Origin of the sequence: Exiguobacterium sp. s168 (assembly GCF_018619035.1) — a bacterium.
In the GTDB taxonomy this organism is placed as follows: domain Bacteria; phylum Bacillota; class Bacilli; order Exiguobacteriales; family Exiguobacteriaceae; genus Exiguobacterium_A; species Exiguobacterium_A acetylicum.
In genome coordinates this window covers 38,457-52,420 of the sequence record NZ_JACSNE010000013.1, presented here as the reverse complement: position 1 = coordinate 52,420, position 13,964 = coordinate 38,457, and the positions used below count along the sequence as shown (strand labels likewise).

Below are 13,964 nucleotides of genomic sequence, written 5' to 3'. Positions count from 1 at the left end.
AGGAATTATCTCATGGCAACAGTCTTATTCCAAGAAACAAACACACGGTATACGGATCAAACGGAAGTCGCTGACTTCCTTGCGTCACGCGGCGTTCTTTACGAACAGTGGGACGTTTCGAAACTTCCAGCGCCTCTCGTTGAGAACTTCACACTGACGGATGCAGACAAACAAACGATTCTCGATACGTTCGCTCCCGAAATCAAAGACGTATCAGAACGTCGTGGGTATCAGACAGCTGATATCATCTCACTTTCGGATACGACACCGAACCTTGATGAGTTGCTCGTCAACTTCCAGAAAGAACATCATCACACGGATGATGAAGTTCGTTTCATCGTCAGCGGTCATGGCGTCTTCGCGATCAAAGACGAAGAAGTCGGCTACTATAACATCGAACTCAATCCTGGTGATTTAATCTCCGTTCCTGTTAACACACGCCACTACTTTACGCTTCAAGACGATCGTAAAGTCGTCGCTGTTCGGATCTTCGTCACGACAGACGGCTGGGTTCCGATTTACGAGAATGAGACGTCAACGGTCTCTTAAGATCGATAAAAGCGCTGTTTTCCTTCATATGAAGGGAATCAGTGCTTTTCTTATCGCACAAACATATCACTACATTGATACGTAACCGATATAATGAAGGAAAAGCGATGAGGAAGTGAGCGTCATGCATATTCGTCCCGTAACGGAACACGACTTACCAGCGATTCTTGCCATCTATAACGAAGGCATTGAAGATCGGATCGCAACGCTTGAAACCGACCAAAAGGACTTATCCTTCATGACCCAATGGTATGCGGAACGCACCGATCGATATGCCGGATATGTCGCTGAAGATGACACAGGTGTCCTCGGCTTCATTTCCCTCGATCCGTATAATCCGCGTCCTGTCTACGCATCCGTCGGTGAGATTTCGGTTTATATCACCCGGACTCATCGTGGACAAGGGATTGGCACACGTTTGCTTGAAACGGCTGAGCAACACGCCCGTGATCATCAGATGCATAAACTCATTCTCTTCACCTTCCCATTCAATAAAATCGGACAAAAACTCTATATCCGCTCCGGGTTCCGGATCGTCGGAACGTTTAAGGAGCAAGGACAGTTGAACGGTGAATATGTCGACGTCATGGCGATGGAGAAACGCTTGCGATAGGATTCATTGAATGCCAGACGGGGAATAGTTAATCCGAGTCATTGAGAGAGGATGAACCTAATGGATATTCAACAAATTCGTAATGCGACACTCGTTGTCACGTATGCCAATCAAGTCTTATTGATTGATCCGTTCCTCGGCGAAAAAGGCAGCTTGCCTCCCTTCGGTCAAACACCAAATGCCGTCGCTAATCCACTCGTCGACTTACCGGTCGATGTCAACACACTGCTCGATCCTGACGCTGTCTTCGTCACGCATCTGCATGCCGATCATTTCGATGATGCTGCAAAACAACTTCTACCCAAGCATTTGCCACTCTATGCGCAGCAAGAAGAAGACGCGCAGCACATTCGAGAAGCCGGCTTCACGAACGTTTCTTCCTTCGATTCCGGTGTAACGATCGGTGATATCCAGGTCCATCGAACAGGTGGACAGCATGGTGTCGGTGAAATCGGCGAACGGATGGGACGTGTGTCTGGGCTCGTCCTCACCCATCCGGACGAACCAACACTTTATATCGCCGGTGATACGATCTGGTGCGACGAGGTCGCGCATGCAATCGAACAACATACACCCGATATCATCGTCGTCAACAGTGGCGCCGCCCAGTTCTTGACCGGAGAGCCGATCACGATGTCACAGCGTGATCTCCTTGCCGTACACGAAGCGGCGGCGGAAGCGACGATCATCGTCTCGCACCTCGAGTCCGTCAACCACTGTCTCTTGCGACGTGATATGATTGCTGACTTTTTAGCCGCCTTCCACCTTTCTGCCCATTTCCTGATTCCAGAGGATGGCGAAACGATGTCATTTTAAGAACAGTAACCTTCACTAAAAAAAAGTCCTGCTTTTCGAGTAAAAATCGAAAGCAGGACTTCTTTTTGTTATGGAATGACAAGACCTAACAAGCGAGCAAAGGCGACTGCTTGCTCTTCCGTAATGACAGCACCCGGTAAAAATCGCGGATCAATCGTAATACCAGAGAGTTCCGTCTGCCGGAGATCGAGACCTTTTAACGGTGTTTCAATCCACTGGCTATCGGTAAGCCGGACCGCTTCGAGTTTCCACTGGGTCGGTTTCACTTCGAAGAACTGCGCTTCTTTCATCGTCGTTTCGCTCCAGTGTTGGTGACGGACCGTACTGCGAATGAACTGTGCGTAATCCGCAAGTCCTTCCTGAATCGTCAAATGGTCCAGCGTACAATCTTCGAACTGAACACCCGTCATCCGGCATCCGACGAAGGATACACGGTGAAAACGAGTTTCTTGGAAGTGACATCCCGTTAAGTCACACTGCTCAAAATGGATATCTTCGAACGAGCCACGGTCAAAGGTGAGATTCGCGAACGAGACATTTTGAAAACACACTTGATAGGCATCGATACGTTCTGTCAGTTCACTCGGCATCGACTCTTTCTCATAACGCGCTCCTTTCAGATACGGGTCATCGATTTCGACTTGATCGAAGGTCTCTAGCTGAAGCGTTTTCGGTAATTCTGGTAAACGGATATTGGTCTCTTTCAATGAAGGTTCCCCCTTTTTTCTCACCCTTAGTGTATCAAACTTCTTTTATATGAGGGAAAATCGTTCGAATTCCCCTTTTTCCAACAGTTTTTATTTTGAGACACTTTGAGACCATGCTATAGTCAAGGAAACCAAAATAAGAACATACGTTCTTTTATGTAAAGGAGTGATTCAGATGTTTCCTTCCGTCGTTTTACCACAAGATAAACGTATTTTTTGCGTCGACAGTGTGTCCTTCTACGCCAGCTGTGAATGCCAGTATCGCAATCTCCCTCCCTTGACGACACGCCTTGCGGTCGTCTCCGATTTAAAACGAAGCGGGTCCGTCATTCTCGCTGCCACCCCTGCCTTAAAAGCACTAGGAATCAAGACAGCCGGTCGATTATATGAAATCGAGCAATTGCCATACGCTGTTCGTCGTACGATTCAACTTGTCGAACCACGTATGCTCGCTTATATGAAGACGTCAATCCGTGTCCTGGATGTCCTGCACCAATTCGCCCCACCTGAAGCCATTCGCGTCTATTCGATTGACGAAAGCTTCATTGATATGACCGGAACCGATCGCCTATTTGGTTCCGACCTGCAAGCTGCCTTCAAAATTAAAGAAGCAATCCTGAAACAGACCGGCATCCACGTCCGCATCGGGATTGGTCCAAATAACGTCATCGCGAAACTGACCCTTGATTTAATCGGGAAAAAAGAAGGCATCGCGCGATGTGGATATGCTGATGTCGCACGACGTCTTCATGATTTTCCGATTCGGAAGATGTGGGGGGTCGGACACCGCATGGAACAACATCTGCAGATGATGGGGATTGAAACAATCGGTGATCTTGCCATGCGCCCCGTCGAAGAGTTACACGAACGCTTCGGTGTCATCGGTGCCGAACTGTGGCATCACGCTTGGGGTCTTGACGCGTCGCCGACACTCCTTGCCCCTCGCCATTTGTTCGAGAAAGCCCCTCAACGGACGATCGGACACGGTGTGACCTTAATGCAGGACTATTATCAGTTCGAACGCATCCGGAATGTGCTCAATGAACTGGTACAGGATGTTGCCGCACGTTGTCGCTTTTCGAATCAAGTCGGCTGGACCGTTCACATCGGTGTCCGTTATTCTCGAAACGTCGTCCGAAGTGGTTTCTCCCGTCAAGTACGGTTGCCTTATCCGACATCCGATGAACGCATCATTTTGCGTCACGTCTTACAATTATTCGAACCGAATTGGCTCGACGGAGAACCTGTTCGTTTTTTATCCGTTGCAGTGGGGCATTTGACTGCCGATCAAGGCACCTTACAGTTGTCTTTGTTCGAGGATAATGCGCGGCTCTGGAAACGGCGACGGTTATTAAAAGCAATGGATGTCGTCAACCTTCGCTACGGAAAAGGAACGATTCGCCTCGCTGTCTCGTTTCTTGATACGAGTGTCGCCAAACGTCGCCTTCGTTTTGTCGGCGGTCATCCGGGAGGTGATCGTCATGACAGCGTATCGTGATCGGGGAAATTTAAAATGGATTCCTTTTCTCATGCCAGAACATTTGCAATTGCTGCGGGAATACTATGTCCAGATGCATCAGCTCGACTTGCCTGAAATTGATGAACAGCTACAAGAATCATGGCACTTTCTGCTCCAAGAAGCTTTAATAGAAGGAAACGAACTTGAAATCACGTATTATAAGGAAAGTAGCTACGTGACGGTCGTCGGTTTCGTCGAACGACTAGCACCCGAACGTTCCGTTCTCTTTCTGCGCGGACGTGAAGTCATTGAAATTCCCTTCACACGAATCGTCCGGATCGAAAACGGGTAAGCTCTCATACAGATGGATGCTTTAAATCGTGCCCGGAAAGAAGGAATAGTCATGTTGGATTGGTTTACTTCCCTCCCCGTCGTCGTGCAAGCATTGCTTGCCGGAATGATGACGTGGGGGTTAACCGCACTTGGTGCGGCACTCGTCTTCGTCTTTACGACGATTGAAAAACGCGTCATGAACATGATGCTCGGTTTTGCTGCCGGCGTCATGATTGCCGCGTCGTTTTGGTCGTTGCTTGCTCCTGCGATCGAGTTCACGGAGCAGGATGGAGGAATCGCCTGGATTCCTGCTGCCATCGGTTTTCTCGCTGGTGGATTTTTCGTCCGTCTCCTCGACTTCGTTACGCCGCATTTGCACTTATCCGCACCACTCGAGACAGCGGAAGGTCCTTCGACAGGACTCAAGAAAACGACGTTGCTGTTTCTTGCGATCACGTTGCACAACATTCCTGAAGGTCTTGCGATTGGTGTCGCTTTCGGTGCCGCCGCCTTGAACATGGACGGGGCGACCGTCGCCGGTGCCTTGACCCTCGCACTCGGTATTGGCATTCAGAACATGCCGGAGGGAGCTGCCCTATCGATCCCATTACGCGGTGAAGGGATGTCGCGCCGGCGCGCCTTTCATTACGGTCAATTGTCAGCGATCGTCGAACCGATTGCCGCGATGGTTGGAGCGGCTGCCGTCTTCTTCGTTCAACCGCTTCTACCGTATGCGTTATCGTTCGCCGCTGGTGCGATGATTTTCGTCGTCGTCGAAGAATTGATTCCGGAATCACAAGCAGAGAACGGATCCGATTTAGCAACACTTGGTCTGATGGTCGGTTTTACTGTCATGATGATTCTTGACGTCGCTTTAGGATGAGCTTGTTGCAAAACGAGTAGTGGACGATACCGTCTCCTGCTCGTTTTTCTTTTTGTAGATCCAGGCATATTCCAGTGAAACCAATCGATTTGAAGTTTTTCTGACCTTGTGTCCTAACAGAAAGATTTCCTTTTCTTTCATACTGTTTTAGTATGAATGGAAATGATCGAATTTCCTGATCTATCCGATGAAATCTAAATCCATGTATTATCTTATCCAAACGAATTTAAATCGTACAACGCATCTTACACATCCAATCGTCTCTCAGACCTGCGCCCGATATTCCAATTAGTTCTATCTCACAAGAATAAAACATGATATGTTTTTACATAGCACATCATATAGAAGGAGATTACCATGACAATCATTGAACTTTTAAAAGCGCTCTTGCTCGGTTTCGTCGAAGGGATGACGGAATTTGCACCAGTCTCTTCCACAGGTCATATGATCATCGTTGATGACATGTGGTTACAAACAACGGAATTTCTCGGTAAATATTCCGCAAACACCTTTAAGATCGTCATCCAGCTCGGATCGATTCTTGCGGTCATTGTCGTCTTTTGGAAACGCCTCTTTAGCCTGATCGGTTTATATAAAATCGAAGGAGAACACGACGCATCAGGGACACACAAGTTAAAGCTACGTCACGTCTTGATCGGTCTTCTACCAGCTGCGGTTCTCGGGTTGTTATTCGAAGACTTCATCGATGAGAACCTCTTCTCGATTGAAACGGTCATCATCGGTCTTGCTGTCGGTGCCCTCTTAATGATCGCAGCCGATAAACTCGGACCAAAGGAACCGAAAACAACATCGCTTGATCAGATTACATATCGCCAAGCAGCACTCGTCGGTCTGTTCCAATGTATTTCCCTTTGGCCTGGCTTCTCCCGCTCCGGTTCAACGATTTCCGGAGGGGTCTTCCTCGGGATGAATCACCGGACGGCAGCTGACTTTACATTCATCATGGCTGTACCGATCATGTTCGGTGCTAGTTTCCTCTCGCTCGTTAAGAACTGGGATAATATTAATCCAGGCGACTTCGGTTTCTATGCCGTCGGTTTCGTTGCGTCGTTCGTGTTTGCCCTCTTATCGATTCGCTTCTTCCTGAAGCTGATCAACAAGATCAAACTCGTTCCGTTCGCGATCTATCGTCTCGTCTTGGCAGCTGTCTTAGCTGTCATCGTCTACATGTAAGTCCTAACCGTTAGCTATTTTAGCTGACGGTTTTTTATTTTTTTTGAAACTAATTCACTCGTTTAAGGGTATATAGGGATGAGACATACTTAAAGGAGTGAATGCCATATGGCACGCAGAAGTCGGAGTCGATCAAAACTCCCATTAATCATCGGAGTCGTTATTGTTGCCGTGATTGCCTTTTTAGCAATCGGACAATACAATAGCCTCGTCAATGTAGAAGAAGATGTATCGAATAAATGGTCGCAAGTCGACAACCAGATCAAGCGTCGTGCGGATTTGATTCCGAACCTCGTTGAAACTGTCAAAGGTGTCGCGGGTCAAGAAGAAAAAGTCTACGGTAAAGTCGCAGAAGCCCAAGCTGGTCTTGCGCGTGCTGCGTCAACCGAGCAACGGATCGAAGCCGACCAACAAGTCACGTCTTCGCTTCGCGGATTGATTGCCTTGCAGACGACTTATCCAGAACTAAAATCAAGCGAACGGTTCCAATCCTTGATGGACACGCTGGAAGGAACAGAAAATCGTCTTGGGATCGCTCGCAAGGATTACAATGATGCTGTAACCCTCTACAACAAAAAACGTCGGAGCTTCCCAACGGCACTCTACGCATCCGCCTTCGGATTCGAGAAAAAACCATATTACGAGATTTCAGACAGTGACCGAGAAAATCCGACTGTCGACTTTAACAGTGATTCGAAATGATTCGGCGGTGGACGCGACTTCTATTGAGCGCGTTCCTCGTCTTCTTCCTCTTCGTTCCGACAGCTAGTGCCGTTTCAGAACGAACGGGAGCAGCGTTCTTCATTCAGGATGATGCTCAGCTGCTCACCCCTTCGGAAGAAGCCGAACTCGCGCAACTCGGTCAGGAACTCGAGCAATATACGACGGCACAAGTCGTCCTCAAGACGGTTCCCGATTTAAAGGGACAGGATTTAAGCTCTTACGCCAATGAAACGTTCCGGCGCCAAGGCATCGGTCAAGAAGGAAAAGACAATGGTGTTCTTGTCGTCGTCGCTCCGAACGAAAAGGATCGCCAATTCCGGATCGAGGTCGGTTATAAACTCGAAGGGATTTTGACAGACATCACAGCCGGACGTATTCTCGATCAGTATGCTGTTCCTTACAAGGAAAACAGTGAGTATGGAAAAGCAGCATCCGAAACATATAAAGCGGTCGTCAGTGTCATTTCAAAGGACCAGTCGCTTGAGTCACAGGATCCTCCGAAAACACAAAATGACGACGGACTTCCACTTTGGACGAAGATTCTGATCGGTGCTGGATTACTGATCTTATTGTTCCTCGATATGAAGTTCACCGGTGGTATGTTCTTCTTTGCGATTTTGAACATCTTCTCCGCGATCATGCGTGGTGGCGGTGGAAATGGTGGCAGTCGCGGTGGCGGCGGAAGTTCCGGCGGTGGTGGTGCCGAACGGTAGAAAAGGAGTCGTTTTTTCATGAGGATCATCTTAGGGTATTACCTCCTCCTGACACTCATCGGATTTGTCTCGATGTGGCAGGATAAACGTCGGGCGCGGCAACATGCTTACCGGACACCCGAAGCGACACTATTGACGATTGTTTTCCTCGGTGGTGCGCTCGGTTCTTGGATTGGTATGTACACAGTTCGGCACAAGACACGGAAAGCGAAGTTCCAATGGCTCGTTCCAATAGCCGCTATCTTGCATCTCGCTTTCTGGTTTGTTTACACTTCACAATAAAAGAATGTAACCGATAGAGAAGAGAACGTACGGAAATGTGTCCGTCGTCCCTTCTCTTTTTTGTATGAGGTCAATGATTATGAAGAACAGGTTTAATTTCTTTTTCTCTTAGGGTAAAGAATTTAACCAATTTAATAAATACATCTTTTTTCGATGTATTGAGAGGTGGACATCCCTTTATGTGGCATCCTTGCGCCGAATGTACGGCATCAATCCGTTTTGTTGAAGCGGGAGCACTCCATATTCAATCACCAACGCCAGAAATCTATTCCTATCAATCGTTCGAACAGCTCGAACAGTTATTGACATCACTCTTACGTGTAGCGGATTATCCGGTCTCGTGTCGCGCCACACAATCACGTTACGTGACAGCACCCATCCTAGCTTCAGAACTTCTAGAACAACTGAAGCATCGGTCAGCGATCGATTTCATCCAGCATGGGGTCATGACGAGCCATCTACAACCGATTTATGATATCCAGCGCAACGTGCTCGTCGCGAACGAAGCGCTATTACGCGCAGCAGATGACAATACCCCGATCTCACCTGGTGTCCTGTTTTCGACAGCCTCGAAGATGGGACTTCATTCCCGTCTTGATCAACGAGCGCGTGAAGAAGCTATCCGTGCGACACATCATATCGGCGGCACAACAAAAACGTTCATCAACTTCCTTCCTTCGACGATCTATAATCCGGAGTATTGTCTGCGCCATACGTTTGAGATCGTTGAGCGTTATCAAGTCGATCCAAGTCGACTCGTCTTCGAAGTCGTCGAAACGGAAAAAATTGAAGACGTCAATCATTTGAAACACGTCTTCGAACAGTATAAAAAGCAAGGCATTCAAGTGGCACTGGACGATGTCGGCGCTGGTTTCTCGACACTCGATATGTTGTCCTTGCTTCAACCGGATTATATTAAAATCGATCGTTCCTTCATCGATCACTGCGATACGAACTCAGAAAACGAAGCCTTTTTACGAAAAGCCCGTCATCTGACACGAGAAATGGGGATTCAAATCTTAGCGGAAGGCATCGAACGGCAAGAAGAACTCGATCTTTGCCGCGAACTCGGCTTTGATCTTGGTCAAGGATACTTACTCGGTCGCCCTGCTCCTTATGCTCGCTTTGCAAAAGCACAATAAAATACGCACATGGACCGTCTGATGATTCGGTCCATGTGCGTATTTTTATGTTAAGTCGTCGAAACAGAAACTGTCTCGTTACGTGTGATAGCATCCACTAGTTGTTCTGCTGACACGATCGGACGCAACAGACGGCATAGTTCCTCTTGCGCTGTCCGTAAAGCAAGTGTTTCGACGACATCGAGCGATAATTCGAAATCTGCGAGTGCCGTCGGCTGCTCTTGTGCAAGAAGATAGTCACGCAACTCTACATAATCATCATCATGTCCGAGTAGCTTTTCCTGAACAAGTAGTCCGTAACCGACCTTACTCCCATGTAAAAACGCATGCGTTTCTGGATGAGGAGACAACGCGTTATGCACTGCGTGTCCGATTGCACCACGCGTCGCCGCGTCACCAAAACCGCCAATGCTCCCGGCTAACGGAATGACAGTTTCGACGAGATGTTGGATTTCAACAGGATACTCACGAAAACGCGTTTCCGTTATAGTCGTCGACAAGATAAGATCCTTACAACGCTCAGCTGTCCGGAGTGCCATCTCGATGACGGGATCCTCAGCCGATGATCCGCTTAAGGCACGTGCTTCATACCACTTCGCTAGCGTATCGACGAGTCCGGCGACGAAATAGTCATACGGACTTGCTGCGATGATCCGATGATCGAGTAAAAGCGCTTCAATCACGACGGGGAACGTATCAAATCGGGTGTACTGTCCCTCTTCGTTATACATGACACTAAGCGGAGTCCACGGAGCACAGTTCGAGACAATCGTCGGAATGACGACAATCGGTCGCTGTAATTGAAACGCGACCTGTTTTGCCGTATCGATGACACTCCCGCCTCCGAGTGCAAGAATCACATCGTACGGAGCACATGCTTGTTTGAAAGCTTCCACCTGTTGATCTGTACAATGTCCTTCAAATAAAAGACGTGGTAATTCTGGTAAAGCAAAAGCGGCTGCTTCATAGGCTTGACGTCCATGAATCAGGACTGCTGAACGATCGCCTATCACTTCTTCGAGTTGATCCAGTGCGTGTTCCTCATGTATGTATTGTAAAACAGCTTGTCGAATCATAGAATCGCCTCCTAATATTTGTTATCGCTCAGTATACGCAAAAGAACTCACTTCGGCAATCATTCGATTTTTACAAGAGGAGCGCGTACACTAGAAAAGAGAAGAATTTACTACAAAGGAGTCGATGAATCGATGCAACAGATTACGTTAAATAACGGCATCAGCATGCCCCAACTCGGATATGGTGTCTTTAAAGTACCAGAAAAAGAAGTATATGAAGCGGTCAGCGAAGCACTCCGCGCCGGGTATCGTTCAATCGATACGGCGATGATTTACGAGAACGAAGAAGGCGTCGGTCGCGCCCTTCGTGACTCGGGCATCTCCCGGGAAGAGATCTTTCTGACGACGAAAGTCTGGAATTCTGATCACGGCTACGAAGAAACACTTGCCGCTTTCGAGACGAGTCTACAAAAGCTTGGTGTTGATTACGTCGATTTGTATCTGATTCATTGGCCGATGCCAAAAGAAGATCGTTATGTCGAGACATGGCGGGCGCTCGAACATCTCTACGCAGAAAGAAAGACGCGTGCCATCGGTGTCTCGAACTTCCATATTCCTCACTTGGAACGGATTTTAGCCGAAGGATCGATTGTTCCTGCTGTCAATCAGATCGAACTCCATCCGTTCCTCAGCCAAGAAGCAATCCGAGATTTTTGCCGTAAGCACGGTATCGTCGTCGAAGCCTGGAGTCCGTTGATGAAAGGACGCGACGCGTTGACGCATCCGGTCATCGTCGATATCGCCGATCGTCATCAGAAAACGCCAGCTCAAGTCGTTCTCCGTTGGCACCTGCAACACGACATCGTTGCGATTCCGAAATCCGTTACGCCAAGCCGCATTCGCGAAAATCTCGATGTCTTCGACTTCAGCCTGTCAGATGTTGATATGCAAGCGATTGATCAATTGAACGCTAACGTGCGTACAGGATCAAATCCGGATCATAAATAAGACGAGACGATTCTCGTTTAATCTCTATACAAAAAGAAGGTACTTTTCGGATTTGATCCGAAAAGTACCTTCTTTGATGGTGCCCCTAAAACGTGATTCCAGTCTATTATTTTAGCGGTCTAAATTATTTCCATGGTCTTGCTTGGCGATGTCATCTGATTGATGTTTCGATTGACGATGTTCTTCACCGTCTTGCGTTGCATCATGTTCTTTTTCCTCGCGTTCTGTTTCCGGACGTCGGAAATCGTCATCCCGACGCATCGCGATATCCGGTTCCCGGTTCCCGTCGAGCTTTTTCGAATGATCGATTGCCTGCTCATCTTGTGGCATCTTATCGGTACCGGCACGATGCAGATCAATCTCTGCATGTTCTTCTTTCGAATCTTTATCAATATCAAGCGGATTACCTGAGCCGAGCTGTGCGTTGGAATTCACATCTGATGACGTATGCGTCTCTTCGCCACTACCATAACGGACCTTTACATCAGGATGTGTATTGTCTGTATTTAAATGTGGATCGAACTGAATATCTTGGACTTCAAGCAGAAGAACGAATCCCCCACCTTCGACTTCCGTTTTTCGTTGTTCGATCTCATTATCTGATAGATCAAGTGATCCGAACAGATCATCGACTTCTTGATCACGACCTTTGTTCCCACGAATCCGATCAATCCAAGACGGTTTCGTCGTCGCGATCTCTGCATCCATCTGACTACGGACGAGTGCGATGTTCGACTTTTCCTTGACGATGACGTAAAAGTCCTCCTCCCGATGTCCTTGAATGTGTAATTCGTCCATTTTTGAGATCAATTCTTCCTCTGAATAGAACGTTCCGATATATTGTTTCGTTTTCATGGATGTTCTCCCCTTATTAACACGATTTGTCATGCGTGACTTCTATAAGGAGTATTTCCTCTTTTGCGTTAAAATATGCCAAAAAACATGCGTTCTATTAAAACGTCATCTGTTTGACATGAAACGATCATTCGCCGACAAGTTTCAAACCGATTGTCGCACTTAAGACGAGTCCTATGCAGACCAGACGTTTCCAGTCTTTTGATTCGTTATAAAGCACCATGCTGAGAATCGCACCGCCCGCTGCTCCGATTCCCGTCCATACCGCATACGCCGTTCCCATCGGTAAACCATTCATTGCAAGCGTTAAGAATAGGAAACTGAGTCCGAATCCTGTTCCCATCAACAGTAGATTCTTCGCATTCTTATTTTGATTGAACGTATTGATTAAGACGACACCAAACATCTCAAAGATTCCGGCAATGATTAAATAAATCCAACTCATGCTGATTTCTCCTCTCCACTGACTAACTTCAGACCGATGACGCCGACGAGTAAGACAGCAATCAATGCTAATTTCATCACGGAAGCGGCTTGATCGAATAACACGATATCCGTCACGACCGTTCCTGCTGTTCCGAGACCGACGAAGACAGCATAGACCGTTCCGACTGGTAAATGGTTACTCGCTTTAATTAGCACGGTAAAGCTAACGATGATACAGACGATCGTTGCAGCCCACTCAAGTGGTGTTGCCGCATGTTTTAATCCAATGACCCAGCCGACTTCAAAACACGCTGCGACGATGATGCCAATCCAATACTTTGCCATAGTAATTGCCTCCTGATAGGTAAATTCAAATGAAAAAGCCCGGGAGTAAGCGAGACGATTCGCTTTACTCCCGGGCTTTTATCCCTCCGTTGCATGGACAAACGTCCATGTTCCTCCCTCGGTCCAGCCGTACGGAACCCTAGAGGATACTCCCTATTCCATTCGATACAACCACCCTAGCACGCCCTTTTTCCTATGTCAAACAGGAATCCGTTCCCCATCTGTCAAATAGAATCAAAGTGACTTCATCTGAAAGAGGAGGATGCTGCATGCGTTATAAAATCAATGATCAACTTCGGATTCGTCGTTTTACACCAGAAGATGTAGAAGCCGTTCACGCCTATGCATCACAACCCATCGTCAGTCAATTCCAGTCATGGGGTCCGAATTCCGAGACGGATACGAAACAATTCCTGCACGATGCACTCGAAAGTGAACTCGAGACACCAAGACGTCGGTATGTTTTTGCTGTGACGTTTCCAAGCGACGTCGTCATCGGTGCCGGTGAACTCGTCATCACAGACGTTGAAAATAAAATCGCCGAAATCGGATACGTCCTCTCACCCGATGAATGGGGGAATGGATATGCGACGTCGATTGCCTCTTTCCTTCTCCAATTCGGTTTCGAAAAACTAGAATTGCACCGAATCACAGCGACGTGTGATCCGCGGAACGTCGCTTCTGAGCGAGTCCTCCAAAAAGTCGGCATGACGAAGGAAGGACAGCTTCGCGAGACGGTCTATCTCGAAGACCACTGGCGCGATTCCTTGATTTACGGCATGCTTGACTGGGAATGGCAAGTGGATCACGAAGAAGATAACTAACATATGACTTCAAACGGTGTGCTGAGGCATACCGTTTTTTTATGGGCAATCTCCTATTTTTTTGATTTTTATCAAT

Annotated in this window: 18 protein-coding genes; 13 read left to right on the top strand and 5 right to left on the bottom strand. The window is 47.7% G+C overall.

Going from position 1 to position 13,964, the window contains the following annotated elements:
- Positions 1–12: 12 nt before the first annotated feature.
- The 3 genes from KNQ15_RS09385 to KNQ15_RS09375 all read left to right on the top strand — a co-directional run bounded on the left by KNQ15_RS09385 (position 13) and on the right by KNQ15_RS09375 (position 1,978).
- Positions 13–549, top strand: coding sequence for a 1,2-dihydroxy-3-keto-5-methylthiopentene dioxygenase (locus tag KNQ15_RS09385; RefSeq protein ID WP_023467032.1), 537 nt, complete (start codon positions 13–15; stop codon positions 547–549).
- A 124-nt stretch (positions 550–673) separates the two neighbouring features.
- Positions 674–1,162: an arsinothricin resistance N-acetyltransferase ArsN1 family A gene (locus KNQ15_RS09380; protein ID WP_029340721.1), complete on the top strand. Its 489-nt coding sequence runs from the start codon at positions 674–676 to the stop codon at positions 1,160–1,162.
- Positions 1,163–1,222: 60 nt separating this feature from the next.
- Entirely contained in the window at positions 1,223–1,978 is a 756-nt protein-coding gene (locus tag KNQ15_RS09375; RefSeq protein WP_069940271.1) for an MBL fold metallo-hydrolase, read from the top strand.
- A 68-nt stretch (positions 1,979–2,046) separates the two neighbouring features.
- On the opposite strand, the gene KNQ15_RS09370 is transcribed toward KNQ15_RS09375, so the two are convergent.
- The gene (locus KNQ15_RS09370; RefSeq protein WP_029340719.1) at positions 2,047–2,685 is read right to left on the bottom strand and encodes a pentapeptide repeat-containing protein; all 639 of its coding nucleotides are present in this window, start codon (positions 2,683–2,685) and stop codon (positions 2,047–2,049) included.
- Between the two features lie 175 nt (positions 2,686–2,860).
- On the opposite strand from KNQ15_RS09370, the gene KNQ15_RS09365 reads away from it, so the two are divergent.
- The 8 genes from KNQ15_RS09365 (at position 2,861) to KNQ15_RS09330 (ending at position 9,414) form a co-directional block, all read left to right on the top strand.
- On the top strand, positions 2,861–4,183 hold the full coding sequence (locus tag KNQ15_RS09365) for a Y-family DNA polymerase (RefSeq protein ID WP_214729008.1): 1,323 nt from the start codon (positions 2,861–2,863) through the stop codon (positions 4,181–4,183).
- Entirely contained in the window at positions 4,167–4,496 is a 330-nt protein-coding gene (locus KNQ15_RS09360) for a YolD-like family protein (RefSeq protein WP_029340717.1), read from the top strand. The genes KNQ15_RS09365 and KNQ15_RS09360 overlap by 17 nt, the downstream gene beginning before the upstream one ends.
- 51 nt (positions 4,497–4,547) lie before the next feature.
- Complete coding sequence (locus KNQ15_RS09355; RefSeq protein WP_023467025.1) at positions 4,548–5,360, top strand: ZIP family metal transporter; 813 nt, start codon at positions 4,548–4,550, stop codon at positions 5,358–5,360.
- A gap of 357 nt (positions 5,361–5,717) precedes the next feature.
- Positions 5,718–6,554, top strand: coding sequence for an undecaprenyl-diphosphate phosphatase (locus KNQ15_RS09350; RefSeq protein ID WP_069940269.1), 837 nt, complete (start codon positions 5,718–5,720; stop codon positions 6,552–6,554).
- 108 nt (positions 6,555–6,662) lie between these two features.
- The gene (locus tag KNQ15_RS09345; protein WP_214729006.1) at positions 6,663–7,256 is read left to right on the top strand and encodes a LemA family protein; all 594 of its coding nucleotides are present in this window, start codon (positions 6,663–6,665) and stop codon (positions 7,254–7,256) included.
- Complete coding sequence (locus KNQ15_RS09340; RefSeq protein WP_149426780.1) at positions 7,253–7,990, top strand: TPM domain-containing protein; 738 nt, start codon at positions 7,253–7,255, stop codon at positions 7,988–7,990. Before KNQ15_RS09345 ends, KNQ15_RS09340 begins: the two co-directional genes overlap by 4 nt.
- A gap of 18 nt (positions 7,991–8,008) precedes the next feature.
- Entirely contained in the window at positions 8,009–8,272 is a 264-nt protein-coding gene (locus KNQ15_RS09335; protein ID WP_251137652.1) for a DUF1294 domain-containing protein, read from the top strand.
- Positions 8,273–8,451: 179 nt separating this feature from the next.
- Positions 8,452–9,414, top strand: a complete 963-nt coding sequence (locus KNQ15_RS09330) for an EAL domain-containing protein (RefSeq protein ID WP_214729004.1) — start codon at positions 8,452–8,454, stop codon at positions 9,412–9,414.
- 50 nt (positions 9,415–9,464) lie between these two features.
- Here KNQ15_RS09330 and KNQ15_RS09325 read toward each other — a convergent pair whose 3' ends face one another.
- Entirely contained in the window at positions 9,465–10,490 is a 1,026-nt protein-coding gene (locus tag KNQ15_RS09325; RefSeq protein ID WP_214729002.1) for an iron-containing alcohol dehydrogenase family protein, read from the bottom strand.
- Positions 10,491–10,622: 132 nt separating this feature from the next.
- Between KNQ15_RS09325 and KNQ15_RS09320 the strand changes: the two genes are divergently transcribed.
- Positions 10,623–11,438, top strand: coding sequence for an aldo/keto reductase (locus tag KNQ15_RS09320; protein ID WP_214729000.1), 816 nt, complete (start codon positions 10,623–10,625; stop codon positions 11,436–11,438).
- A 111-nt stretch (positions 11,439–11,549) separates the two neighbouring features.
- On the opposite strand, the gene KNQ15_RS09315 is transcribed toward KNQ15_RS09320, so the two are convergent.
- From KNQ15_RS09315 to KNQ15_RS09305, 3 genes are all read right to left on the bottom strand, one after another.
- Complete coding sequence (locus KNQ15_RS09315; protein WP_029340709.1) at positions 11,550–12,293, bottom strand: general stress protein; 744 nt, start codon at positions 12,291–12,293, stop codon at positions 11,550–11,552.
- A gap of 127 nt (positions 12,294–12,420) precedes the next feature.
- The gene (locus tag KNQ15_RS09310; protein ID WP_023467016.1) at positions 12,421–12,738 is read right to left on the bottom strand and encodes a DMT family transporter; all 318 of its coding nucleotides are present in this window, start codon (positions 12,736–12,738) and stop codon (positions 12,421–12,423) included.
- On the bottom strand, positions 12,735–13,064 hold the full coding sequence (locus KNQ15_RS09305; protein WP_029340708.1) for a DMT family transporter: 330 nt from the start codon (positions 13,062–13,064) through the stop codon (positions 12,735–12,737). Before KNQ15_RS09305 ends, KNQ15_RS09310 begins: the two co-directional genes overlap by 4 nt.
- Positions 13,065–13,333: 269 nt before the next feature.
- Between KNQ15_RS09305 and KNQ15_RS09300 the strand changes: the two genes are divergently transcribed.
- On the top strand, positions 13,334–13,888 hold the full coding sequence (locus tag KNQ15_RS09300; protein WP_029340707.1) for a GNAT family N-acetyltransferase: 555 nt from the start codon (positions 13,334–13,336) through the stop codon (positions 13,886–13,888).
- Positions 13,889–13,964 lie beyond the last annotated feature (76 nt).